The sequence below is a fragment of the Gilliamella sp. Nev6-6 genome, from assembly GCF_001690605.1.
Lineage (GTDB): Bacteria > Pseudomonadota > Gammaproteobacteria > Enterobacterales > Orbaceae > Gilliamella > Gilliamella apicola_C.
On record NZ_LZHP01000091.1, the window covers coordinates 69,788 to 92,752 of the forward strand.

Genomic DNA, 22,965 nt, shown 5'->3' on the forward strand with positions numbered 1-22,965 from the left:
TGTGATCATTAATTAATTTTATTTAAGTTATATTGAATTTGTTTTCAAATACATGGTTAACTTAGGAGAAAATTATGAGCAAACACATCTATAATCCACTTACCAAATATCATCATACTAATTTCCCAAAACAAACACAGGCTGCCCCGGCTTTACAGTGCGAAATGACCCCAATTCCAGATTGTGGCGAAAAAAGTTATCAAGGTCACGGGCGCTTAGAGGGACGTAAGATACTTGTTACTGGTGGCGATTCAGGTATTGGTCGTGCAGCGGCAATTGCTTATGCTAAAGAAGGCGCTGATGTGGCAATAAACTACCTTCCAATTGAGCAAAAAGATGCAGAAGAAGTCGCCAAAGTTATTCAAGCATCTGGACGTAAAGCGGTGCTAATTCCTGGTGATTTAAGCGATGAAGCTTTTTGCAAAAAATTAGTTGATGAAGCGCACCATCAATTAGGTGGATTAGATAATTTAACCTTGGTTGCGGGTAAGCAAACTGCGGTTGAAGATATTATGGATCTCACAACTGAGCAAATTAAGAAAACCTTTGAAATTAATGTGTTTTCGCTTTTTTGGGTTACTAAAGCGGCGTTGGGTTATTTAAAACCAGGTTCAACAATTATTACTACTTCGTCCGTTCAAGCTTATCAGCCGAGTGGTAATTTATTAGATTATGCCGCCACCAAAACGGCCATTATTGCTTTTACTCGTGGTTTAGCTAAGCAATTAGCGCATAAGGGCATTCGTGTAAATAGCGTGGCACCAGGGCCTGTCTGGACTCCATTACAAATTTGTGGTGGTCAACCAAGTGATGTCATTCCAGAGTTTGGTCAACAAACCCCATTACAAAGAGCAGGTCAGCCAGTTGAACTTGCTGGTGTTTATGTACATTTAGCATCGGAAGAGTCAAGTTATACCACTGGCGAAACCTATGGCGTTACAGGTGGTATGCATATTAACTAATTGATATTTTTTACTGCAAAAGGTCGGACTTAAGTCCTTTTGCTATTAATGCTATATAATTAATGATTTAAAATCAACAGACTATTATGTATAAAATCATTATAGTCACAATATAAAAATAGAAAACCAAAAGGGAAATAAAATGAAAATTTTAAAAGTGATTACGCTAGCAATGTTAGGCTTTTTTTTAGTTAATTGTGATAATTCAAACTCAACAACTGATGATGTTAAACAAAAAAGTGAGCAAACAGGCTCAGAAATGAGTGATAAGGCAGGGCAATTAGACAGTGAAATGAGTGATAAAGCTGGGCAATTAGGTAGTGAAATTAGTGATAAAGCTAGTAAATTAGGTTCGCAAATTGAAGAGAAAGCCGAGCAATTAAGCTCACAAGTTAGTGATAAGACCAGCCAATTAAGTTCAAAAGTAAGCGAGCAAGCTAAGCAAGTTAGTTCAGCAGTTATTGATAAAGCTCAAGATTTGTATGAACAAACAAAATCTGAAAAGGATGATATGCTTAATAAGGTAAGAGAAGGTCATTATGGCGTTGCTCAAGATTTAATGCTTAAAGCGATCAAAACAAAATTACCGGCCACAATGGATTCAAGTACTACTTTAGTTGATGTATCAGCTGAGAATAATACTATTAATTATAAATATAATGTGAATAATATCACTAAAGATGCATTACAAAATGAAAGCACTCAAAAAGAGGTAAAAAACAACTTGATTGAGTTTTATTGTGGTGATAGTGCAAGTATGAAAACACTACGATTAGTCTTTCCACGAGGCGCTAACCATAATTACTATATCAATAATGATAAAGTTTTTTCAGTGGATGTAAAACCAAGTGATTGTGAAGATGATTAAATAGACTTTGATTAAATAAAAAATAGTAAAAATTGACTAATCACAAAAGGGCTAATCAAGCCCTTTTTAACGTTCTTCACTAATTTCAAGATAACTCAGGGTATAGCAAAAACAGCGCGCTAACAGGCGGCTATAGGCAGAGTTGAAAAGCAGCATTATCTTAATGTTAATAACGTATTTATAGCGTTTATAGCGACGAGCACAGTCTAATATTTTGACAAGAATCAATCACTCAAAAAAGTGAGTATTATGGATGATATGAGCAACTATCAATAATCGCATTTTGTAGTCATGCATGGGAGAGTTCATCTGTTGCGTTATATCTGCTTGTATCGATTTATTATTTAATTTATTTTTAGGATAAAAAAATCCAGTAATTTGATACTGGATTTGTAGTTTTTTTATTGTTTTTTATAAGTTAATCGGTTAATCAACTGGGTAAAAATCATTTGTAACACCGCTGTTATCGTCACTTTCGTGATCGTGGCTACTTGATCCTGGTATTGCTCTAGAGCGTTCGATAGGCACATAACTACCGCTTGGCGTTTCAACTTGGCATTCACCCAAAAAGATAGAATATTTGGTGTTGGCATGCATGCTTTCACCTCTAAAATAGCAGTGAGTTGCATTGTATAAATCAGTTCGGCAAAGCACAGCAATGATTAACCAAACAATGAGTACAGCTAAAGATACCCATTTTAATTGTTTCCATATTAAGGACCAAAATCCAATTCCTCTAAAACGGCAGTAGCCTAAAATAAGTAATAGCGTTGCAATAAATCCTAAAAATTCGTATAACCAAAATAGCCACATAGTTGTCTCCCCACACTTTAGTGTGGTTGTTATTTTATACTAACTTTTCTTATACATCTATACACTTGCAATGATGTTTATTGTTACATCCACGATCCGTTACGGATGATACCAACAGCAAGTCCTTCAATGGCAAAGTTTTGTTGTTCTAAATCAACTTCAATTGGTGAAAACTCTTCATTTTCGGCAATTAAACGGACATGCTTACCTTTGCAAGATAAACGTTTAACGGTGACTTCGTCATCAATGCGAGCAACAACGATTTGACCATTTTTAACGTCTTGAGTTTTGTGTACTGCTAATAAGTCACCATCTAATATTCCGATATCTTTCATTGACATGCCATGCACTCTTAATAAAAAGTCGGCATGAGGTTTAAACAGTGAAGGATCGACTTGGTAATGGCTTTCGATATGCTCTTGCGCTAGTATTGGTGATCCTGCGGCAACTTGACCAATAAGCGGTAAACCTTCAAAATCATTTTGTTCAACAGGAGTTTCAAGCAAAAGGCGGATACCTCGTGAAGATCCTGCAATCATTTCAATAGCTCCTTTTTTAGCTAAAGCTTTAAGGTGTTCTTCGGCCGCATTAGCGGATCGAAACCCTAATTTTTTGGCGATTTCGGCACGCGTTGGTGGCATACCTGTGGTTTGAATGTTGTCTTTTATTAGATCATAAATTTGTTGCTGACGTGCGGTTAGTGGCCTCATTATTTTTTCCTGTTTTTATATACAGATACATGTAATTATATACAGCTAGTGATATAAAACAACTGTTTTATTTAATTTATTTTATAATCGTGGATAAATTTTTCGAATTATAGCTATTATGTACTATTTGGATGAATAGTTTTGTTAGCTGAATTATTAACTCAAGCTTATGGTTTGAGTTACATAATCAATCTACTTGTATGCTATAATAACTTAATATTTTTGTTGGATTGGAATTGACTTTATGCCTTATGTTGTTGCTTTAAGTGGCGGTATTGCCAGTGGTAAAAGTACTATTGCCAATTTGTTTGCTAAATTAGGTGTGCCTGTTATCGATGCAGACATTATTGCAAGGCAAGTTGTGCAAGTTGGTAGCGATGCGCTTAACCAAATTGTTAAGCACTTTAGCCAAGAAATTTTGCTTGCCAATGGCGAACTCGATCGCAGTCAGTTACGTGAGATTATTTTTAATAATGATCATGAACGCCTTTGGCTTAATCATTTACTGCACCCCATAATTCAACAAGAAACTCAAAAACAAATTGCTAGGCAAAATTCAACATATGTTATTTGGGTTGTGCCACTATTGATTGAAAACAATTTACACACATTAGCAGACCGCGTATTAATAATCGATGCCCCGATCTCGTTACAATTGGCGCGATTAATAGAAAGGGATAATATTAGTCAATCACTAGCTAAAAAGATGATAGGATCGCAAGTATCTTTGCAAAAACGCTTATCTTATGCTGATGATATCATCGTTAATGATGATAATTTTACGTCGCTAACTGTGCAAGTTGATCAATTGCATCAACAATATTTACATAACTTTAATGGTAAGATTTAGATAGATGAATGACATTATTTTTGAACATCCATTAAATGAAAAAATGCGTACTTGGCTCCGTATTGAATTTTTATTAAATCAATTAAATACACATTGTCATTTTGATCAGAATAACGCATTGCTTTTTTTTCATGCATTGTCCGAACTGTTAGAAATTATTGAGCGTAATGATGTTAAAGGCGATTTGACTAAAGAACTTGAATCGCAAAAACAAAAGTTAACTTTGTGGCTAACTTTTGATTGTGTTGATCATGATCTCATTAATGAATTGATCCACCAGTTTGATTGTTTTTCAGCTCAATTTAATGAGATAGGACGCTTGGGACAGCCATTAAGAGATGATCGTTTTATTACTGCTATTCGCCAACGTTTGATGATTCCAGGTGGGTGTTGTAGTTTTGATTTGCCTTCGTTCCATTTGTGGCTCAAAATTTCACAAGAAAAGCGCGATATTCAAGTCAAAAGTTGGTTAGAGCACTTGTCAACGCTGGATAAATCTCTAACATGCTATATGCAACTAATTAGGCAAATGGGCGAATTTAAGCGATTTGTTTGTTTTAACAATTTTTTTCAAGAGACTAATGGTGATGTAAACTTGGTTCGGATTCGAGTTTCGTTAGATAAAAATGTGTATCCACAAGTATCAGGTCATATGTCGCGCTTTAGTATTCGTTTTTTATCGCTAGATGTTTGCGATAACGTCAACACCGATGAGCTTGAATTTGAATTAGCTTGCTGTTAGTACTATTAAATACTGATTATTGAAAAAGAAAGAGTCGAAATGAATAAAAATACAGCTATATTTGTTAATTGCCCAACTTGTCAAAAAAAAGTGGAATGGAATAATGATAGTCTTTATCGTCCATTTTGCAGTAAACGCTGCCAACTTATTGATTTAGGTGATTGGGCAACTGAAGCGCACCGCATCTCCGATAAAGATAGCACCGAACAAGATCTCTGGAGCGAAGAAGATCTTACTGATTTTGCAGGTAGACATTAATGAAGATCCTAGGCATTGAAACCTCGTGCGATGAAACAGGCATCGCCATTTATGATGATATTCATGGTTTGATTGCAAACCAACTTTATTCTCAAGTTAAATTACATGCTGATTATGGTGGCGTTGTGCCTGAGCTTGCTTCACGCGATCATATACGCAAAACAGTGCCGTTAATTCAAGCCGCATTAAAAGAAGCTAATTTAGATTCAGCTGATATCGATGGAGTAGCTTATACGGCAGGCCCTGGTTTGATCGGTGCTTTGATGGTTGGTGCATCAATTGGACGCTCGCTTGCTTATGCATGGAATGTGCCAGCTATTGCAGTGCATCACATGGAAGGGCATTTGCTTGCACCAATGCTTGAAGATAACCCACCTGAATTTCCATTTGTTGCCTTATTAGTTTCTGGCGGGCATACACAGCTTATTAGCGTTACAGGTATTGGTCAATATGAACTTATTGGTGAATCCATTGATGATGCTGCTGGTGAAGCTTTTGATAAAACAGCTAAATTACTTGGGTTGGATTATCCTGGTGGCGCAAAATTGTCAAAGTTAGCTCAACAAGGCAATGCGTCACGTTTTTCGTTTCCTCGCCCAATGACCGATAGGCCAGGGCTTGATTTTAGCTTTTCGGGGCTAAAAACTGCGGCGGCTAATACTATTTATCAGCATAGCACAGAGGGCTGCGAGCTTGACAGCCAAACCAAAGCGGATATTGCGCGAGCCTTTGAAGATGCTTTAGTTGATACTTTATTAATTAAATCACGTCGAGCGCTTGATCAAACGGGCTTTAACCGTTTAGTCATTGCTGGTGGTGTTAGTGCTAATAATACCTTGCGTGATAAATTAACTTGGTTGATGCAACAGCGTAAAGGTCAGGTTTATTACCCAAGACTTGAGTTTTGTACCGATAATGGCGCTATGATTGCCTATGCAGGTATGATTCATTTAAAAGCGAAGCAGTATTCAGATTTGGCTATTAATGTTAGACCAAGGTGGCCACTTAACGAGCTTAGTGTGGTGAATGAGTAATTGTGGTTTTAATTTTATTGATAAAGCAATAAAAAGCGGGAATAAGTTCCCGCTTTTTAGCTTAAATAATCAGTTTACTTATTATTAATTTGTTGTATTTGGCTCGATGACTATTCTGTTTTTTCCGAATTAGTATTTTCAGCGCCTATTTTTCCTTCAGCGAGTTTTCTGATGTTATTGTTGATGCTAAATAATACACAAAGTAATTCGAAACCAATACGAGTTGAAATAAAGCCTACAACAAAAGTGATGATACCAGTGAAAAACGCAACTATTCCTGCGGCAGCACTATAGGAAAATATAGCAAAACTACCTATTATTATGCTTAATGCACTAAAGCCAACAAGTACTAAAGCAATCCAATATACGATAGTGATAAATACAGGTGTCATCATTTTATCAAAGAAAAAAAAGTCTTTGATGGAAATATCTTTAAAATTTATTTTTTTGTTCATTTTATTTCCTTATTGAAAGGGGGATTAATTTTTAACTTCTATTTTTTCTAATTTGCGTATACAGTTATATGTCTTTAAAGCTGTAAGGCGTGATTATTGTAACATGAAATTATTTTGAGATTAACTTATGAAAACTTATATTCTGGGCAAAGATGCTGCCCTTGAAGATTCAATTAATTATTTTCAGCAACAATTAGCAAAATATGATTTAGATGTAAAAGAAGCTTCTTGGCTTAATCCTGTACCGAATGTATGGTCAGTGCATATTCAAAATACAAAATGCCCCTTGTGCTTTGCTAATGGTAAAGGTGCAAGCAAAAAAGCGGCGTTAGCATCGGCTTTGGGTGAGTATTTTGAGCGGTTATCTACTAATTACTTTTTTTCCGATTTTTATTTAGGAAAACAAGTAGCAAATGCTGATTTTGTGCATTATCCGACCGAAAAATGGTTTACCATTCCTGAGGATAATTCCTTACCTAAAGGATTATTAACCCCAAACTTGCTGAAGTTTTATGATCCGGATAATGAACTATGTGCAACCGATTTAGTCGATTTACAATCAAGTCATGGCGAGCGGGGTATTTGTGCCTTACCATTTGAGCAACAATCCGATAAGCAAACGGTTTATGTGCCAGTTAATTTAATTGCTAATTTATATGCATCTAACGGTATGTCAGCGGGCAATACTCGAAATGAAGCACGCGTGCAGGGGTTATCAGAAATTTTTGAACGTTATACCAAAAACAAAATCATAGCCGAAGCAATTAGCTTACCTCTAATTCCAACCGAAGTGATTAACCGGTACCCAGCTGTTTTGGCTGCCATCAGCGCACTTGAAAGTGAAGGTTTTCCGCTTTATTGCTTTGACGCCTCATTGGGTGGTGAATTTCCCGTGATTTGTGTTGTGTTGTTTAATCCGCAAAATGGAACGTGTTATGCGTCATTTGGTGCACATCCAAATTTTGGAGTTGCCTTTGAACGAACCGTCACCGAGCTATTACAAGGGCGCAGTTTAAAAGATCTTGATGTGTTTTCTCCGCCAAGTTTTGATAATGATGAGATAGCGGATCTTAGTAATTTAGAAACGCACTTTATCGATTCAAGTGGCTTGATTTCATGGGATCTATTTAAAGAGCAAGCCGATTATGAATTTGTAGATTGGGATTTTTCGGGTACCACAGATCAAGAGTTCACTAATTTAATGTCTATTTTCAAGCGCCACAATACAGAAGTACTCATCATGGACTATGAGCATCTGGGCGTTTATGCTTGTCGTATTTTAGCTGTTGGCATGTCCGAAATTTACCCGCCGGAAGATCTGTTACTTGCCAATAGCAACATGGCAATTGGTCTACGCGATCTTATTTTGTCATTACCTTATAAGAAATTTAGCACAAAACAGTATTTGGCAATGATTGAACAGCTTGATAATGAAGGTCTGGATGATTATGCGCGTGTTCGTGAATTACTGGGCATTGCAACCGGTAGCGATAATGCTTGGTTAACATTGCGAATTGGCGAATTAAAGGCGATGCTGGCCTTGGCAGGTAAAGATTTAGATCAAGCACAACAATGGATTGACTGGACGATTGAAATGAATGCTTCGATATTTACACCAGCACGTAATCATGCCTATCGTTGCTTGCAAACACTGGTTAATTTTATGATTGAACGTGATCCTCAAGCATTTACTCAATACCAAAATGCATTTAGCAAAATGTATGGAAAAGATTGTGTTGATGAAATGTGGCAATATGCCAATGGTGAAAAAACATTTTTTGGCTTGGCGGATTTTGCCTCAGTCGATGAACTAGCCAATAACAATTTAGAGCAGTTTGCAATGCATCAAAAGTTGTTAGCCGTGTATCATAAATTACATCAAGCGATGCTATAGCATCGCTATTAAAATTCCACCGAATCAATTCGGTGGAATAGTTAAATTTATCTGTTTATTTGTCTAACTCGCTGATTTAACTAAAAAACATAAAACAAAAACTTTAATAAAATCAATAGGTTTTCTGAACGATTTTTGACTTAAGATTTAAGTATTAAAAACAAAATCGAAATCTTTCGCTTGTACTTTTGCTAAGCGATTAGTTCAATTTATTGGGATAAAAAGAAAAGAATAAAAAGTCTTGTTTACAGGTAGTTTTACAGATAGTTACCCAACGCATCGATTTAACTAAAAAAATACAAAACAAAAACTTTAATAAAATCAATGGGTTTTCTGAACGATTTTTGACTTAAGATTTAAGTATTAAAAACAAAATCGAAATCTTCCGCTTGTGCTTTTGTTAAGCGATTAGTTCAATTTATTGGGATAAAAAGAAAAGAGTAAAAGTTTTTTACAGGTAGTTTTACAGATAGTTGCCCAACGCATTGATTTAACTAAAAAACCAGAAAATAAAAACTTTAATAAAATCAATGGTTTTTCTGAACGATTTTTGGCTTAAGATTTAAGTCTTAAAAACAAAATCGAAATCTTCCACTTGTGCTTTTGTTAAGCGATTAGTTCAATTTATTGGGATAAAAAGAAAAGAGTAAAAGTTTTTTACAGGTAGTTTTACAGATAGTTGCCCAACGCATTGATTTAACTAAAAAACACAAAACAAAAACTTTAATAAAATCAATAGCTTTTCTGAATGGTTTTTGACTTAAAGTTTAAGTGTTAAAAACAAAATCGAAATCTTCCGCTTGTGCTTTCGTTAAGCGATTAGTTCAATCTATTGGGATAAAAAGAAAAGAGTAGATAGTAGAAAACCACCAAGGTAATTTGCTATCAACTGCGATAACAATCCCCCGTTCTTTAGGGGGAATATCAATTAAGCTTGCCTTGCGAACTCACTGGCTTGTTTAACCAATTCGGCAGAAGGTGTTACGCCAGTGTATAGCACAAATTGTTCTAATGCCTGTATTGTTGCAACATCTGCTCCAGAAATAATGATTTTATTTAGTTTTCTAGCATATTTTATCATGGGTGTTTCAACTGGCAATGCAACCACATCAAAAACAATATCGGCGTTGTTTATCATGGGTTGAGGAAAAGCTAATTCATCAGCTTCAACCCCACCAAGCATCCCAATTGGAGTGACGTTAATAATTAATTTCGCTTGCTGTGGTAATATGTCCTGCTCGTTTTTTACCCATGTGTAGTTGTATCGTTTGGCTAAAGCTTCACCTTTGAGTTGGTTACGCGCAACAATAATGCCATTTTTAAATCCGGCATCATAAAAAGCCCCAATCACCGCGTTAGCCATACCACCACTACCTTTTAAAACAAAGGGCGTAGTATGATCAATTTTATTGGCTGTAATAAGTTTAGCAACAGCAATATAATCTGTATTATAAGCTTTTAAGTGATAGTTGGTATTAACAATGGTATTCACCGATTGAATCGATTTTACCGAATCATCTAATTCATCAATAAACTCAATACAAGCTTCTTTATAAGGCATTGAAATGGCACAACCTCGAATAGCTAAGGCCTTAATGCCATAAATTGCATCTTTTAAATTATTAGTAGTAAAGGCTTTATATAAGTAATTAAGATCAAGTTTTTCATATAAATAATTATGAAACCGAGTACCAAAATTGCTTGGCCTTGCTGAAAGTGACATACAAACCGTGGTATCTTTATTAATAATTCTTGCCATTTTTACTATTCCTTGTGATGATAAAGGTATGTTTTAGTTTTATTTTAACACTTTATTCAGTGGTTTTTTAGTTATGGTTGCCAATAATACCGGACCAAAGATTATTCAAGAGAAAAAAACGGTGAGTGCCATGCTCTATTTATATTGTCATAAACAGCATAATAGCAAAAATCATCAGTTATGTAATGAATGCAACGATCTGTTGCAATATGCTATGCAACGTTTAACAATGTGTCGCTTTGGTGAGAATAAAACGACGTGTGAACAATGTCCTAAGCATTGTTATCGTAAAGATTATAAACAAAAAATAAAGCAAGTCATGCGGTTTTCTGGTCCAAGAATGATGATTTATCATCCTATCATGGCATTGCGACATCTTTATAAAAATTTGTTGAGTAAGTAGTTTGTTAGCTAACAGTTACTATGCGGTAAATCGCATAGTAACAATTACAGTAATCATTTATGATGTAAATAGTGCTTATCGTGTTAAGTTTTCTATTTTTAAAATTTTATGCTAGCACTCACTATAGCGTGAAATTTTGCAGCGGGTATGCTTTCGTAGGCGGTTGTGTAGTTTTTATTTAATATATTGTTGATATCTAAACCAATTTTATATTGCCGATTATCGCCAAATGCCGTGCTGGTAGATAAATTTAATGTTGACCAACCACGATAACGATAAACCGACGAATCGCTACGCTGAGTTGCATTGCTGGCAAATCGCATAAATAGATCTGAATCAAAATCGAAGTGATCAAAATAGGCGGTGTGTTTTACGCCAACACTGCCAGTAAAGCGTGGGTTACCTGAATCATATGTAGTATATTTGTCAGTTTTAATCTGGCGACGTAGATAATTGCCTTTAATATAAGGGGTAAAAGCTAAATCAAGGTATTCAATACTCAATTCTAAACCATGGGTTTTGGCTTTGTTGGCATTATTGTAATAATTAAAATTAGCCCCTGATGCGCCGTCGCAAATTGCAGAACCATTGCAACTTATTTCTGTAATATAGTTTTTAGCCGCTGAATAGTAAATGGCCGTATCAACTAACCATTTACTATTATTATAACGTAATCCAATTTCGTAATTATTTGACTTTTCCGCTTTTAATTTTGAGTTTCCATAAAGTGTTTGGCTTGCTGCTGAAGTTACAGCATAAAGATGAGAAAGCGTCGGGTAAACATAGCCTTGTGCAAAAGAGGCTCTTAATTGCGCATTTTTAATGCCAGAATAAGTTAATCCAGAAGACACAACAAAGTTATTATCACTGTCTTTCTTTTTACTATCAATTTTGTGTGTTACTAATGGTTGTCCGATTGTTGGGATTTTATTGATTGAGCTTGAACCATGCTTAAGTTTTGATGTTACCCAATATTGGCGAGCTCCTATATTCCATGATACATCATCAGTGATAGCCCAGTCGTTTTGAGCAAATAGCGAAAAGCTCAATTGTTGCCATTTATTGGCTAAATATTTGTGCTGAGTATAACTGGCTCTTGGCGACGGCATTTTTGCTACAACCGTATTATGTGAATGTTGATCAACATTGTCTTGTTGATATTGTGAGCCCATAATCAATTTCATATCTTCATGTAGAACAAAATCAGATTGGAATGTCATGCCATACGTTTTTTGTTCATCATTTGTGGCGGTATGGGTGTTGACATTCATTATCGGGCGTGGTGACACGACAACATGATTTATAAATTGTCGATTTAATTTTTGTACATAAGCATCGTAATGGATTTTTTTCAGGAATGGGTTATCAAGATCATAGTCATAAAATAGCCCCATTTTTTCACGTTGTAATTTAGGTAATTTAACAGAAAAATCCTTAATTGAAGGTGAATTATCATCTTTAGCAAAATAGGTTTTAGTATCAAGCTGGTAACGATCAAGTGAAAGCCCAAATTTATGTTTGTCGATATTAAGCCCAAACCATGAACTTAAGCTCTCATTATCGAAATCAGTATTGTGCAATTTACCTTGATAGGCTTTACGATCGTTATTTTTAGCGTTAGAGCCGCTAATTCTATAATCAAAAATACTATCGATGGTGCCATTAACGGTACCCATTTCGGTAAAGCCATCGGTGGATTGGTTATAAACAAGTTTAACATCGCCATTAAGCGGAGCGTTGTTTTTGCTCCCTTTACGTGTAATAAAGTTAACGACACCACCAATAGCCTGTGAGCCATAAAGAACGGAATGCGGACCTTTAATCACTTCTATTCGTTCAACGGATTCCATATCAATTAATACACCAGCACCAGAACCATGTCCTGAGCGGTGATATGTTACTTCTTGCCCATCAATTAACATTAAAATTCGCGCTGGAGCTTCGCCTCTGATCGTAATTTGCTTACGTCCAGCTAGTGAATTATCAGTAATTTCAACACCTGGAATATCACGTAACGCTTCGACAACAGAATCACCATTTTGTTTTTCGATATCATCACGATTAATTACGTTAACTGATACCGAACTATCCCATATGGTTTTTTCATTACGATCTGCGGTCACTATAATTGTGTCTTGTGGGGAAGTTCGGTTTTCTGCCGCAAAAGTATTTGTGCTTAGGTAAAGGCTTAGTAGTGTAATATATAATGTTGGCTTAATATAAATTTTTGAAGTAGCTAATTTCATTGTTTATTTTATCCTATACTAGCAAAAAGTTATTCAAATGATAATCTAAATAATAATCATTATCATTTGATATGTAAATAAAAAGCTTTGTAAATCAAAAAAGGCTTAACCTATTAATAGATATGTATAAAAATAAAAATTTGTTATTATGACAAACAGAATTTAAAATAGTCATTCAATCAAAATTCAGGTAAGTACATGTCTATTGCAGTTGTTGAAGTTAACCGTCAATCAGTTATTCATAATGTTGAATATCTTAAAAGTGTAGCGCCTAATAGCCAGCTAGTTGCCATCATTAAAGCCAATGCTTATTCACACGGAATAAAAGAAATTGCACAGTTGTTATGTGATAAAGTCGATTATTTAGGGGTATCGAGAATTTCCGAAGCAATCGCGTTGCGCAATAATGGCATTAATGCGCCTATCGTGGCTTTGGAAGGTTTTTTCCCTCACGAAAGCATTGATGATTTGATTGATTTTAATATTCAACCTGTTATCCACAGTAAATGGCAAATCGATGCGCTGTGTTGCTCTCCTTTGAGTGAGCAAATTATTCCGTGGTTTAAACTTGATACAGGAATGCATCGGTTAGGATTTTGTATTGACGAGGCTAAAGCTGAATTTTATCGTTTAGCTCGTTGTTCAGTGGTTTGCAAGCCAATTAATATTATGAGTCATTTTAGTTCGGCCGATGATCTCACTTCTGAACAAACGTTAAAGCAAATAGCGCTATTTGATCAGTTTATTGCTTCAATTGATGACAAATCACTGATTGGAAAGCGTTCGCTTGCTGCATCAGGTGGCACATTGGCTTGGTCAAAAGCACATTATGAGGTGGTTCGCTCTGGAATTGCTTTATATGGCGTCTCGCCCTTTGAGGCGCCAGTTGCGGGGCTTAAACCAGCCATGACATTTAAATCTGAATTAATTGCAGTACGAAAACACAAAAAAGGGGAATCTGTTGGTTATGGGCAAATTTGGCGTAGTCAGCAAGATACCTTTCTTGGCGTCGTTGCGATGGGTTATGGCGACGGTTATCCTCGAAGTATTCCACAAAATACCCCAGTTTTGATTAATGGACGGAAAGTCCCCATTGTTGGCCGAGTCTCAATGGATATGATTGTGGTTGATTTGGGAATAAATAGCAGTGAAAAACTTGGTGACGAAGTCATATTTTGGGGACCTGAACTCCCTGTCGAGGAAATCGCTGAGCATACAGGTATAAGTGCTTACGAGTTAATAACACGCTTAACTTCACGCGCAAAAATTCATTATAGTAGATAAATAAGTTATGATTAAAAAAATATTTTTATACACTCTACTCCCCCTAGTATTAATTGTGGGAGGCTCAATGACTATTGGCTATTATTTTTTACACCAGTTTTCTCAACAGCAAATGCAAGTAAATGATGAAAATCAGATGTTTATTTTGAAAAAAGGCACATCTATGCATCAATTAGTTGCCCAAGTAAAAGAAAGCAAGTTAATGCAACAAGCTTATTTGTTACCTTATTTGTGTAAGCTAAATCCGTCATTAAAATCAATTAAAGCTGGCTCTTATCAATTACACCCACATATGACTGTTGAGGAGTTTTTGAAATTGTTAGTGTCTGGCAAAGAAAGTAATTTTTCAATTCAATTCATTGAAGGTAAACGCGCTAAAGACTGGTTGAAAGTAATTCAAAATACGCCTTACATTCAGCAAACTTTAGTAGGTAAAACAGATGAAGAAATAGCGAAGTTATTAGGTATTGACGGATCTATTGAAGGTTGGTTATCGCCCGATACTTACCGTTATACGGCAGACACGTTAGATATCAATATTCTCAAACGTGCGCATATGACGATGAAAAGTAATCTACAAAAAATTTGGGATAATCGAGATAGCAACTTACCGTATCAAACACCTTATGAATTATTGATTATTGCATCAATAATTGAAAAAGAAACAGGCGTCAGTTCTGAGCGAGCTAATGTGGCTTCAGTATTTGTTAATCGCTTAAATGCCAAAATGAAGTTACAAACTGATCCAACAATTATTTATGGTTTAGGTGATAATTATAAAGGTACTATTAGACGTGTCGATTTGACTGATACTGAAAATCCTTATAATACTTATGTTATTGAAGGATTACCGCCAACGCCAATCGCCATGCCAAGTCTTGCCTCGCTTGAAGCTGCGGCACACCCAGCTAAAACTAATTATCTGTTTTTTGTTGCTAATGGAACTGGTGGGCATACGTTTTCAAGTACTTACAGCAATCACCAGCAGGCGGTGAATGAGTATCGCCGAATGACTAGCGGTGGGAATTAGCGTTTTAAAAACAGCGTTAAATATAATTAACTCTGTAAAAGTATTTTATTTAAATACGTTCACTTTAACCATTACCGCATATTAATGCGGTAACTTTTTATGATTAAATCAATTAATTCATCAAGTTGCTTAATTAGAGAAAGTAGATGATTAACATTTTGTTTTTGCTCTTTTAGCGCTTCTTCAAAATAAGGATGCAAGGCAAATTGAGGTAAATTAGCTTTGGCATCAATTAGTGCTTGCATGCGTGGAATAAAAACCCATTGTAACCATTCGTGTGGTTGCATTGTGTCTAGAGCAAAGGGTTCTTGACTTAAAAAGGCATCTGGGTTTGGTGGCATTGTTTGCCATAAATTGATTTTTTGTAATTCTTTAGTTATTTTTTGAAGTTGATTCAGTAGCATATACTCTTGTGATTGTTGCATTAGCAAACTTTGATAATATTGCCAATCGAAACAAGGCCCTGGATCTGTTTTACGATCAGGGGCAATATCGCTATGCCCAGCAATATTTTCAATAGCATAGTGTTGTTGAAGTAATAAAGTGATTTTTGCGAGCTGTTGATATTGTATGCTAGTAAAGCTATCGGTATCGCATCCTTCCATTTCAATACCAATTGAAAAATCATTACAATTTTCTTGGCCTTCAAATACTGATTTTCCTGCATGCCAAGCGCGTTTATTGAATGGAACAAATTGAATAATTTCGCCATCACGCCGAATAAATAGATGACTTGACACTTTAAGTTGATAAATCGAAGCAAAGTACGGGTGCTCCTCAGGATTAAGTTGCCCTGTAAATAGCTGTTCAACATAAGGTCCGCCATATTCATTGGGCGGTAAGCTAATATTATGGATAACAAGTAGCGATATCGGCTTATTGATTGGTCGTTCATCATAAAAAGATGAAATAACTTGCTTAACACCCTGTAACCAACCATTAACAATTTTTAAGGACATATTGACTCCAACTTATCTGATCCGATGCCTAAATATTTTTGCGATCAGCTTCTCATAGCTTGCACATTTAAAGTAATAACTCATTGTGTTATGGATTTTATTTTCCACGCTTAACACTTCGTTATTATTCCACTTTTTTGTTTTGCTATAAAGACTCTTTCTATTGAATCATTCATTGATATTTTGAGGTATTTATGTCTAAACAAGCGGGTTTTACTTTATTTGAACTGATGATTGCTATTATTGTGATTGCTATTTTAACGGCTATTGGTGTGCCTGCTTATCAAGGATATGTAAAAAAAGCCGCGTTGACAGATATGTTGCAAATCATGACATCATATAAAACAGCCGTCGAAATCTGCGCAGTAGAACAAGGCAGTTTAACCAACTGTAGTAGTGGTAATAATGGTATACCGGCAAGCCGAACGTCTAATTATGTCACATCAATTACGGTCAATAACGGCGTTATTACCTTAGTTGGAACCAGTGCTTTAACTGGATTAACGGCCACATTAACACCAACAGTAAGTGCTACCCACGGTAATTTAGATTGGCACCGAGTTTGTACGACATCGCCAGCCGATGCTAGTTTAACCAGTGCTTGTGAAGATATTTTCAAATTTTGATGTTAACTCTTTAATCTTTTATGGATAAGGAAGCGCTTTTATGCAAGAAGATCAGCTCATTGAAAGTATTGACAAATTATTGCTTGAAGCATTAGATAAGCGAGCTTCGGATATTCATTTTGAGCCTTACCAGCATAGTTATCGTATTCGCATGCGTATTGATGGGGTTTTACATGATATGTTGTCACCACCTCTTGCGTTGGCTAAACAAATAACCGCAAGATTAAAAATTATGTCTAAGCTAAATATTGCCGAGCACAGATTACCGCAAGATGGTCAATTGAACATTGGTCGTTATACTATGCGTATTGCCACCTTACCGGTAATGAATGGTGAAAAAATAGTTTTAAGAGTTATGGATAATCATGAATCTGAACTAACCATTAATGATTTGGGATTAACAGATGAAGATCTTTTTCTATTCAAACAAATTTTAGACTATCCACAAGGATTGATATTGGTGACTGGACCGACTGGAAGCGGAAAAACGGTCACGTTATATAGTGCACTAAAGCAATTAAATAAAATTGAGCGTAACCTTTGTAGTGTTGAAGACCCTATAGAAATTCCTCTTGAAGGTATTAATCAAACGGCAATTAATCCCAAAGCTGGATTGACATTTGGTATCGTATTACGAGCCTTATTGCGACAAGATCCTGATGTGATGATGATAGGTGAAATTCGCGATCGTGAAACTGCCGAAATTGCTATTCAAGCAGCACAGACAGGGCACTTAGTTTTATCAACTTTGCACACTAATTCTAGTATTGAAGCCATAACGCGGTTAAATCAAATGGGTATTGAAAATTATTTACTTTCATCGAGCCTAAAATTAGTTATCGCTCAGCGATTAGTCCGAAAGCTGTGCCCACACTGTAAGGTTAAGGCAAGTGAGCTAATTAGATTGGGTAAAGAGCAAATACCAAATTATCAAGCTTTAGGTTGCCCAAATTGTATTGGCGGTTATAAAGGGCGAATTGGACTATATGAATTTTTAGTTATTACCCCCGATATTCAAAAGCAAATATTAGCAAACCAAGTTATTTTGCCTTCAAATATGACGTCGTTGAAAATAGCAGGCCAAAATTTAATTAAACAGGGGATCACAACGTTAGCGGAATTAAATCGAGTCTTGGGAGATAAAGCATGAAAAGACTCTATTATTGGTATGATCTAGATTTTAATCAACACAAAATCATCGCTCAATCACAACAACTCGCTAAGCGTCAGTTATTACTGGAAGGTAAAATTGCTATTAAGATTAAAGCAGGCGCAATTATTACCGCACGCAGTTTTAACTGTGCTGATTTGCTAATAATTACCAAACAATTAGCTACTATGTTAAAAGCGGGATTATCTATTATTGATACATTACATTTGCTAGTCCAAGAACAACCTAAACCGCATTGGCAATATTTGTTATCTGATATCAAGCAACAAATCGCTAAAGGTGAAGCATTGTCCCATGCACTACACCAACATCATTCGGTGTTTTCTCCTTTATATTGTGAAATTATTGCAGTTGGCGAGTTAACAGGACAACTTGATGAGAGTTTTGAACAGCTAGCATTATTGCTTGAAAAATCAATCAAATTACAAAAAAGTTTTAAAAAAGCGGTGCGCTACCCTTTGTTTTTATTATCTGTTGCGATGATCGTCAGTTTAGTCATGTTGTTATTTGTGTTGCCAAAATTTTCAGATATTTATCAAGATTTCGATGCTGAATTACCTGCTTTTACTCAATGTATTATTGATTTTTCCAACAATTTGCAACAAAGTTGGTTAGTGTGGTGTATAGGAATTATGATCAGTTATTTTTGTTATCAACGCTATTTTAAAATGCGTTATCGACTTCAAATTGAAGCGATGATAATAAAATGCCCTATTGTTGGTAAGGTGGTTCAAACTAGTTGCTTAACCCAGATTTTTCAAACCATTGCTATCACCCAAAAAGCAGGTATACCATTATTAACAGGTTTAGCTGCAACAACGAATATCACTTATTACAGCCTTTATCGTAATAGTATTTTACAGATCATTGCGGGTATTGAACAAGGTTATTCATTTAGTCGTGTTTTACACCAGCAATTATATTTTCCTAATTTATGCTCACAATTAATTCACGTAGGTGAAGAGTCAGGCACATTGGATTTAATGCTTGATAAGCTAGCAACCTATTATCAAGAGCAAAATCAGACCTTAACTGATAACTTATCGCAAGCTTTTGAACCATTATTAATGTTTATATTAGCTTTGATTATTGGCTGTTTAATTGTAGCGATGTATTTGCCTATTTTTCAAATGGGCGAGGTGATTCACTAATGCTAATGTTTATGATCATCTGTTTGGGGCTTTGCATGGGTAGTTTTGTTTATGTTGCTTATTGTCGTTATTTGCCATCAATGTCTACATTTCAGTATTTATGTTGTATTAGCGTTCAGCGATCCGCTTGTCCACATTGTCATAATAAACTCGAGTTTTGGCAATTGTTGCCAGTTGTTTCTTGGTTTATCTTAAGAAGTCGTTGTTATAATTGCAATGCCAAGATTTCGTTACGCTATGTTAGTGTCGAATTATTTGTCGCTGGTTTATTTACTATAATCTATGTCGATAAAGGTATGCATTTTCAAAGTTACATCTTAATGTTTCTTGGCTGCTATTTTTTACTGCTGGCGTTGATTGATTTTAAATATTATTTATTACCTGATATGTTTACACAACCGTTGATGTGGGTAGGTGTTATGCTTGCCTATTTTAACATCACAAACCTTGAGTTAGCCGATGCTTTACTGGGCATTTTTTGGGGATATTTATTATTAAAAATACCTGCTACATTATTTTATTTAATCTCTAAAAAAGAGGGATTAGGTGGTGGGGATATCAAACTACTTGCCGCATTGGGAGCTTGGTTACCTTATACATTATTACCCCTGCTGTTATTTTTTGCTTCATCATTGGGGGTTGTGTATTATCTTTTTTTGCGATATGCATTCAATCAAAATCTTACAAAGATTATTCCATTTGGTCCTTTTTTATTAATATCGGGTTATGTGAACTATTATTATTTGTAGGGAAACATCGGCTGGTTTACATTTTATGATTACAATAACCTACTAAAAACTTATAAGGTGCTTTGTCGAAAATCGCTTAACCTTTTTGTCTTTTGAATCGCTAACTATGTGCTGATTATGCTATATCGCCATTTAAAGCACATATCACGCTTTCAGCTTACCCATTCATTTGAGAGCTGGCAGTTTTCGTGAATGTTTGATTGATATAATAGTCATCATACGTTATTCAACAAATAAATATAGTGGAGTCTCAATTAATCACCAAACGGTATAGAATCCTGAATATTTTTTACAAAAAATAGAGCCTAAAATGTAAATAGTTGTGTAAATATCCCATAGCGAGCACACTACTCATGTAGAAAATTACGCAGTCTGCTTTCGTGTTTGATATGCAATTACGTCAGGCTATTTAATTTCTATGAGATCTTTCTGCGTTATAAATGGACGAACAACATAAAACAGTTAGCCCAATTGGTGACGGTGATTTTACTTTATGGATATAAAGACTATATTCCTTGTCTGAGAAGATGTGTGATGCCTATTCATTACAGCCGTTTCTTGAATTACTGTAAATAACACGAGTAATTCCAGCATATTATTGTTACTTGAAATTGTTGTTAAAAAGTTTCAGGAAATCTTACTTTTCAGTCAATTTTTGTTAATCAATATTGTGTTAAAAGTGCATAAAGTTATTATTTTGTTCAAAATATGCAACATATAACCAAAATTGATATTCATAGTAAAAATAGTTATTTTTATAAAAGTGGGAATCACGTTATAGTGTTGATAAAAACAGCGTGTTATGCTGTAAGTTAGTTACCCATTAAGGAATCACTCATGATATCAAATAGTATTAATGATCTAAAAAGTGAAATGATAGCATGGCGTCATCATATTCACGCTCACCCCGAAACGGCTTTTGAAGAAGTCAAAACTACGCAATTTATTATCGAAAAACTGCAATCATTTGGTATTACTCAATTATATACGGATTTTGCGCCAACTGGCGTAGTTGGTGTTATTAAAGGCAATAAAGAAGGGCGATGGATTGCTCTGCGAGCTGATATTGATGCATTAGATATTATTGAAGAGAATAATATCAATTATTGCTCCACTATCTCAGGCAAAATGCATGGCTGTGGTCATGATGGGCATACGGCAATATTATTAGGTACAGCCAAATATCTTAGTGAACATCGTGATTTTTCTGGCACAGTTGTTGTTATTTTTCAACCCGCTGAAGAAAATGAGGGTGGCGCTCGTGTTATGGTTGAAAATGGTTTATTTGATAGGTTTCCTATTGAAGCTGTATATGGTATTCATAATCAACCTAATATGCAGTTAAATCACTTTTACATTAACCACGGTCCAATGATGGCATCATATGATGTATTTGAAATTAAAATAACGGGTATTGGCGCGCATGCAGCAGCTCCTCATTTAGGTAAAGATACTATTTTAACGGCTACTCAGATTGTGAATGGTTTACAGAGTATTGTTAGCCGTAATGCTGATCCACTTAGCTCATTAGTCGTTAGCGTGACGCAAATTCACAGCGGGGATACTTGGAACGTATTACCTCAGCACGCAGTGATTCGCGGAACGGTTAGGGCATTTAGTGCTCAAGTGCAAGATATGGCTGAAAGTCGCATTAAACAAATAGCAACAGGTATTGCCACAACATTTGAAGCCAAAGCCGAAGTCGATTATCAGCGACGTTATCCTGCGACAATCAATCATGCTAAACAAGCCAAAATTGCAATGACAGCCGCTAAAAAAATCGTCGGTGAAGATCACTTGATCATCGATCACAATCCGTCTATGGGGGCTGAAGATTTTGCCTTTATGTTGCAAAAAATTCCAGGCGCTTATGTTTGGTTAGGTGCAGGTAATGGCGCTAATTTGCATAATCCAGCATTTAATTTTAATGATGAAGTGTTAACAACGGGTGTAAGTTACTTTATAGCAATAGTTAATCAAGAACTTGCAAGCTAATTTTAAAAGATAGGCATAAAGATAACTGGAATAAGCATTATATTATTCCAGTTTATCGCTAAAAATAACTAAAATGTCATTCGGCTGTTATCATTTCCATAAACTCTAAATGGGGTATTTAAATCAATCCCATTATTAAGTACAACTTGGACACAAACGCCGTCTTTTTCGTCTAATTTTGCAGCGGCTAATACAATTCCTCCTTCTCGCCAGCCACCAGCAAGCTTGTATTCAAGCGTGCTACCAATTTCAGGAAGAACATCACTGGTACCTTTTATTACATACATACCACGAGTGTTAGCACCGCGAAATTGTGCTCTTGCTACCATTTCTTGACCACAATAACAGCCTTTTTCAAAACTGATTGCATCACAAGATTGTAAATTACAGGCTTGCGGTAATAACGTTGCCATATTGTTATCATCAATAATAGGATAGCCTGCTTGTAAATCAAGTTTTAACCACTCATCGCATGGTAGTAAATCATCTTGAATAGGCTCTGGTGTTACCATTATAACGCGCATTTGTGGTAAAGGAAGTTTGATATAGGTAATGTTATTTTCAGTAAAACAGCTGATATTACTTAATTTGGTTGCAATTGTTGACGGAATCGCATTACCGACCAACCCAGTTATATTCAAATCTTGGACTGGCTCAATAGTTACTTTAGAAAAAACAGCATATTTTGCTAGCTCAGCAATTTGTTTTTTTACAACGCTTTTACGCACAATATAGTAGATATCATCGCCTCGCTGAAATAACAGTAAAGTACTCCACATTCTGCCTTTATTATCACAATGAGCAGCATAGAGTGTTGCCTGTTCAGAAAGTCGATTAATGTCGTTAGTTATTTGCCCTTGCAGAAAAACTCGGTTATCTTGGCCTGAAACTTTAACTAATTGCCAATCAGCAAGGGAAGTTGGTTTAGAAAAAATATTGTTCATATTAGTACCTTTAGGTAATGAAGAATCCTAGTAACATGATGACTAGAAAAACTTAGGCTTTG

At 35.5% G+C, this 22,965-nt stretch carries 22 protein-coding genes and 1 pseudogene; 15 read left to right on the forward strand and 8 right to left on the reverse strand.

Features of this window, described 5'->3' with window-relative positions:
* The first annotated feature begins 74 nt into the window (after positions 1–74).
* Entirely contained in the window at positions 75–962 is an 888-nt protein-coding gene (locus A9G42_RS11640) for an SDR family oxidoreductase (RefSeq protein ID WP_065587883.1), read from the forward strand.
* 142 nt (positions 963–1,104) lie between these two features.
* On the forward strand, positions 1,105–1,830 hold the full coding sequence (locus A9G42_RS11645) for a hypothetical protein (RefSeq protein ID WP_065653505.1): 726 nt from the start codon (positions 1,105–1,107) through the stop codon (positions 1,828–1,830).
* 426 nt (positions 1,831–2,256) lie between these two features.
* Here the strand turns inward: A9G42_RS11645 and A9G42_RS11650 are convergent, their stop codons facing one another.
* Positions 2,257–2,643, reverse strand: coding sequence for a hypothetical protein (locus tag A9G42_RS11650; RefSeq protein ID WP_065566700.1), 387 nt, complete (start codon positions 2,641–2,643; stop codon positions 2,257–2,259).
* Positions 2,644–2,726: 83 nt separating this feature from the next.
* Positions 2,727–3,353, reverse strand: coding sequence for a transcriptional repressor LexA (lexA, locus tag A9G42_RS11655; RefSeq protein ID WP_065580603.1), 627 nt, complete (start codon positions 3,351–3,353; stop codon positions 2,727–2,729).
* 244 nt (positions 3,354–3,597) lie between these two features.
* Here lexA and coaE point away from each other — a divergent pair, with 244 nt between their 5' ends.
* Genes coaE through tsaD form a run of 4 tightly spaced genes read left to right on the forward strand, consistent with a single transcriptional unit; the run spans position 3,598 to position 6,237 of the window.
* The gene (coaE, locus tag A9G42_RS11660) at positions 3,598–4,203 is read left to right on the forward strand and encodes a dephospho-CoA kinase (protein ID WP_065581968.1); all 606 of its coding nucleotides are present in this window, start codon (positions 3,598–3,600) and stop codon (positions 4,201–4,203) included.
* A gap of 4 nt (positions 4,204–4,207) precedes the next feature.
* Positions 4,208–4,945 carry a cell division protein ZapD gene (locus A9G42_RS11665; RefSeq protein WP_065588048.1) on the forward strand — a complete coding sequence of 246 codons (738 nt, stop codon included), beginning with the start codon at positions 4,208–4,210 and terminating at the stop codon, positions 4,943–4,945.
* A 39-nt stretch (positions 4,946–4,984) separates the two neighbouring features.
* A complete protein-coding gene (gene yacG, locus A9G42_RS11670; RefSeq protein ID WP_065588049.1) occupies positions 4,985–5,203 on the forward strand; it encodes a DNA gyrase inhibitor YacG in 219 nt (72 codons plus the stop codon).
* A complete protein-coding gene (gene tsaD / locus A9G42_RS11675; RefSeq protein WP_065588050.1) occupies positions 5,203–6,237 on the forward strand; it encodes a tRNA (adenosine(37)-N6)-threonylcarbamoyltransferase complex transferase subunit TsaD in 1,035 nt (344 codons plus the stop codon). The genes yacG and tsaD overlap by 1 nt, the downstream gene beginning before the upstream one ends.
* Before the next feature lie 110 nt (positions 6,238–6,347).
* On the opposite strand, the gene A9G42_RS11680 is transcribed toward tsaD, so the two are convergent.
* On the reverse strand, positions 6,348–6,692 hold the full coding sequence (locus A9G42_RS11680) for a DUF4282 domain-containing protein (protein WP_081295610.1): 345 nt from the start codon (positions 6,690–6,692) through the stop codon (positions 6,348–6,350).
* Positions 6,693–6,819: 127 nt separating this feature from the next.
* Here A9G42_RS11680 and ycaO point away from each other — a divergent pair, with 127 nt between their 5' ends.
* On the forward strand, positions 6,820–8,586 hold the full coding sequence (gene ycaO / locus A9G42_RS11685) for a 30S ribosomal protein S12 methylthiotransferase accessory factor YcaO (protein ID WP_065653506.1): 1,767 nt from the start codon (positions 6,820–6,822) through the stop codon (positions 8,584–8,586).
* A gap of 928 nt (positions 8,587–9,514) precedes the next feature.
* Here ycaO and A9G42_RS11690 read toward each other — a convergent pair.
* Positions 9,515–10,345: a shikimate 5-dehydrogenase gene (locus A9G42_RS11690; RefSeq protein WP_065566694.1), complete on the reverse strand. Its 831-nt coding sequence runs from the start codon at positions 10,343–10,345 to the stop codon at positions 9,515–9,517.
* 73 nt (positions 10,346–10,418) lie between these two features.
* On the opposite strand from A9G42_RS11690, the gene A9G42_RS11695 reads away from it, so the two are divergent.
* Complete coding sequence (locus A9G42_RS11695; RefSeq protein WP_065653507.1) at positions 10,419–10,748, forward strand: nitrous oxide-stimulated promoter family protein; 330 nt, start codon at positions 10,419–10,421, stop codon at positions 10,746–10,748.
* Positions 10,749–10,846: 98 nt separating this feature from the next.
* Here A9G42_RS11695 and A9G42_RS11700 read toward each other — a convergent pair whose 3' ends face one another.
* A complete protein-coding gene (locus tag A9G42_RS11700) occupies positions 10,847–12,994 on the reverse strand; it encodes a TonB-dependent receptor (RefSeq protein WP_065653508.1) in 2,148 nt (715 codons plus the stop codon).
* A 198-nt stretch (positions 12,995–13,192) separates the two neighbouring features.
* On the opposite strand from A9G42_RS11700, the gene alr reads away from it, so the two are divergent.
* Both alr and mltG read left to right on the forward strand, forming a co-directional pair.
* Positions 13,193–14,278: an alanine racemase gene (gene alr / locus A9G42_RS11705; RefSeq protein WP_065653509.1), complete on the forward strand. Its 1,086-nt coding sequence runs from the start codon at positions 13,193–13,195 to the stop codon at positions 14,276–14,278.
* 7 nt (positions 14,279–14,285) lie between these two features.
* Positions 14,286–15,308 carry an endolytic transglycosylase MltG gene (mltG, locus tag A9G42_RS11710; RefSeq protein ID WP_065653510.1) on the forward strand — a complete coding sequence of 341 codons (1,023 nt, stop codon included), beginning with the start codon at positions 14,286–14,288 and terminating at the stop codon, positions 15,306–15,308.
* Positions 15,309–15,379: 71 nt separating this feature from the next.
* Here mltG and A9G42_RS14875 read toward each other — a convergent pair whose 3' ends face one another.
* Positions 15,380–15,733, reverse strand: coding sequence for a YqcC family protein (locus tag A9G42_RS14875; RefSeq protein WP_442903203.1), 354 nt, complete (start codon positions 15,731–15,733; stop codon positions 15,380–15,382).
* Positions 15,731–16,267: pseudogene (gene ampD / locus A9G42_RS14880) on the reverse strand (1,6-anhydro-N-acetylmuramyl-L-alanine amidase AmpD); the annotation flags it as partial. The gene A9G42_RS14875 and the pseudogene ampD, both read right to left, overlap by 3 nt.
* Before the next feature lie 194 nt (positions 16,268–16,461).
* Between ampD and ppdD the strand changes: the two are divergent.
* The 5 genes from ppdD (at position 16,462) to A9G42_RS11740 (ending at position 21,959) form a co-directional block, all read left to right on the forward strand.
* The gene (ppdD, locus tag A9G42_RS11720; RefSeq protein ID WP_065581979.1) at positions 16,462–16,893 is read left to right on the forward strand and encodes a prepilin peptidase-dependent pilin; all 432 of its coding nucleotides are present in this window, start codon (positions 16,462–16,464) and stop codon (positions 16,891–16,893) included.
* Between the two features lie 40 nt (positions 16,894–16,933).
* Positions 16,934–18,043, forward strand: a complete 1,110-nt coding sequence (locus A9G42_RS11725) for an ATPase, T2SS/T4P/T4SS family (protein ID WP_065653512.1) — start codon at positions 16,934–16,936, stop codon at positions 18,041–18,043.
* Positions 18,040–19,215 carry a protein transport protein HofC gene (gene hofC / locus A9G42_RS11730; protein ID WP_082212168.1) on the forward strand — a complete coding sequence of 392 codons (1,176 nt, stop codon included), beginning with the start codon at positions 18,040–18,042 and terminating at the stop codon, positions 19,213–19,215. The genes A9G42_RS11725 and hofC overlap by 4 nt, the downstream gene beginning before the upstream one ends.
* Positions 19,215–19,964: a prepilin peptidase gene (locus A9G42_RS11735; RefSeq protein ID WP_065653513.1), complete on the forward strand. Its 750-nt coding sequence runs from the start codon at positions 19,215–19,217 to the stop codon at positions 19,962–19,964. The genes hofC and A9G42_RS11735 overlap by 1 nt, the downstream gene beginning before the upstream one ends.
* A gap of 837 nt (positions 19,965–20,801) precedes the next feature.
* Positions 20,802–21,959, forward strand: coding sequence for a M20 aminoacylase family protein (locus tag A9G42_RS11740; protein ID WP_065653514.1), 1,158 nt, complete (start codon positions 20,802–20,804; stop codon positions 21,957–21,959).
* A gap of 68 nt (positions 21,960–22,027) precedes the next feature.
* On the opposite strand, the gene ygfZ is transcribed toward A9G42_RS11740, so the two are convergent.
* Complete coding sequence (gene ygfZ, locus A9G42_RS11745) at positions 22,028–22,903, reverse strand: tRNA-modifying protein YgfZ (RefSeq protein WP_065653515.1); 876 nt, start codon at positions 22,901–22,903, stop codon at positions 22,028–22,030.
* Positions 22,904–22,965: the final 62 nt, after the last annotated feature.

Excerpts from the sequence above, each read along its gene's own strand:
- A9G42_RS11640 (WP_065587883.1), top strand. The coding sequence starts at position 75 with ATGAGCAAACACATCTATAATCCACTTACCAAATATCATCATACTAAT.
- A9G42_RS11645 (WP_065653505.1), top strand. The coding sequence starts at position 1,105 with ATGAAAATTTTAAAAGTGATTACGCTAGCAATGTTAGGCTTTTTTTTA.
- A9G42_RS11650 (WP_065566700.1), bottom strand. The coding sequence starts at position 2,643 with ATGTGGCTATTTTGGTTATACGAATTTTTAGGATTTATTGCAACGCTA.
- lexA (WP_065580603.1), bottom strand. The coding sequence starts at position 3,353 with ATGAGGCCACTAACCGCACGTCAGCAACAAATTTATGATCTAATAAAA.
- coaE (WP_065581968.1), top strand. The coding sequence starts at position 3,598 with ATGCCTTATGTTGTTGCTTTAAGTGGCGGTATTGCCAGTGGTAAAAGT.
- A9G42_RS11665 (WP_065588048.1), top strand. The coding sequence starts at position 4,208 with ATGAATGACATTATTTTTGAACATCCATTAAATGAAAAAATGCGTACT.
- yacG (WP_065588049.1), top strand. The coding sequence starts at position 4,985 with ATGAATAAAAATACAGCTATATTTGTTAATTGCCCAACTTGTCAAAAA.
- tsaD (WP_065588050.1), top strand. The coding sequence starts at position 5,203 with ATGAAGATCCTAGGCATTGAAACCTCGTGCGATGAAACAGGCATCGCC.
- A9G42_RS11680 (WP_081295610.1), bottom strand. The coding sequence starts at position 6,692 with ATGAACAAAAAAATAAATTTTAAAGATATTTCCATCAAAGACTTTTTT.
- ycaO (WP_065653506.1), top strand. The coding sequence starts at position 6,820 with ATGAAAACTTATATTCTGGGCAAAGATGCTGCCCTTGAAGATTCAATT.
- A9G42_RS11690 (WP_065566694.1), bottom strand. The coding sequence starts at position 10,345 with ATGGCAAGAATTATTAATAAAGATACCACGGTTTGTATGTCACTTTCA.
- A9G42_RS11695 (WP_065653507.1), top strand. The coding sequence starts at position 10,419 with ATGGTTGCCAATAATACCGGACCAAAGATTATTCAAGAGAAAAAAACG.
- A9G42_RS11700 (WP_065653508.1), bottom strand. The coding sequence starts at position 12,994 with ATGAAATTAGCTACTTCAAAAATTTATATTAAGCCAACATTATATATT.
- alr (WP_065653509.1), top strand. The coding sequence starts at position 13,193 with ATGTCTATTGCAGTTGTTGAAGTTAACCGTCAATCAGTTATTCATAAT.
- mltG (WP_065653510.1), top strand. The coding sequence starts at position 14,286 with ATGATTAAAAAAATATTTTTATACACTCTACTCCCCCTAGTATTAATT.
- A9G42_RS14875 (WP_442903203.1), bottom strand. The coding sequence starts at position 15,733 with ATGCAACAATCACAAGAGTATATGCTACTGAATCAACTTCAAAAAATA.
- ppdD (WP_065581979.1), top strand. The coding sequence starts at position 16,462 with ATGTCTAAACAAGCGGGTTTTACTTTATTTGAACTGATGATTGCTATT.
- A9G42_RS11725 (WP_065653512.1), top strand. The coding sequence starts at position 16,934 with ATGCAAGAAGATCAGCTCATTGAAAGTATTGACAAATTATTGCTTGAA.
- hofC (WP_082212168.1), top strand. The coding sequence starts at position 18,040 with ATGAAAAGACTCTATTATTGGTATGATCTAGATTTTAATCAACACAAA.
- A9G42_RS11735 (WP_065653513.1), top strand. The coding sequence starts at position 19,215 with ATGCTAATGTTTATGATCATCTGTTTGGGGCTTTGCATGGGTAGTTTT.
- A9G42_RS11740 (WP_065653514.1), top strand. The coding sequence starts at position 20,802 with ATGATATCAAATAGTATTAATGATCTAAAAAGTGAAATGATAGCATGG.
- ygfZ (WP_065653515.1), bottom strand. The coding sequence starts at position 22,903 with ATGAACAATATTTTTTCTAAACCAACTTCCCTTGCTGATTGGCAATTA.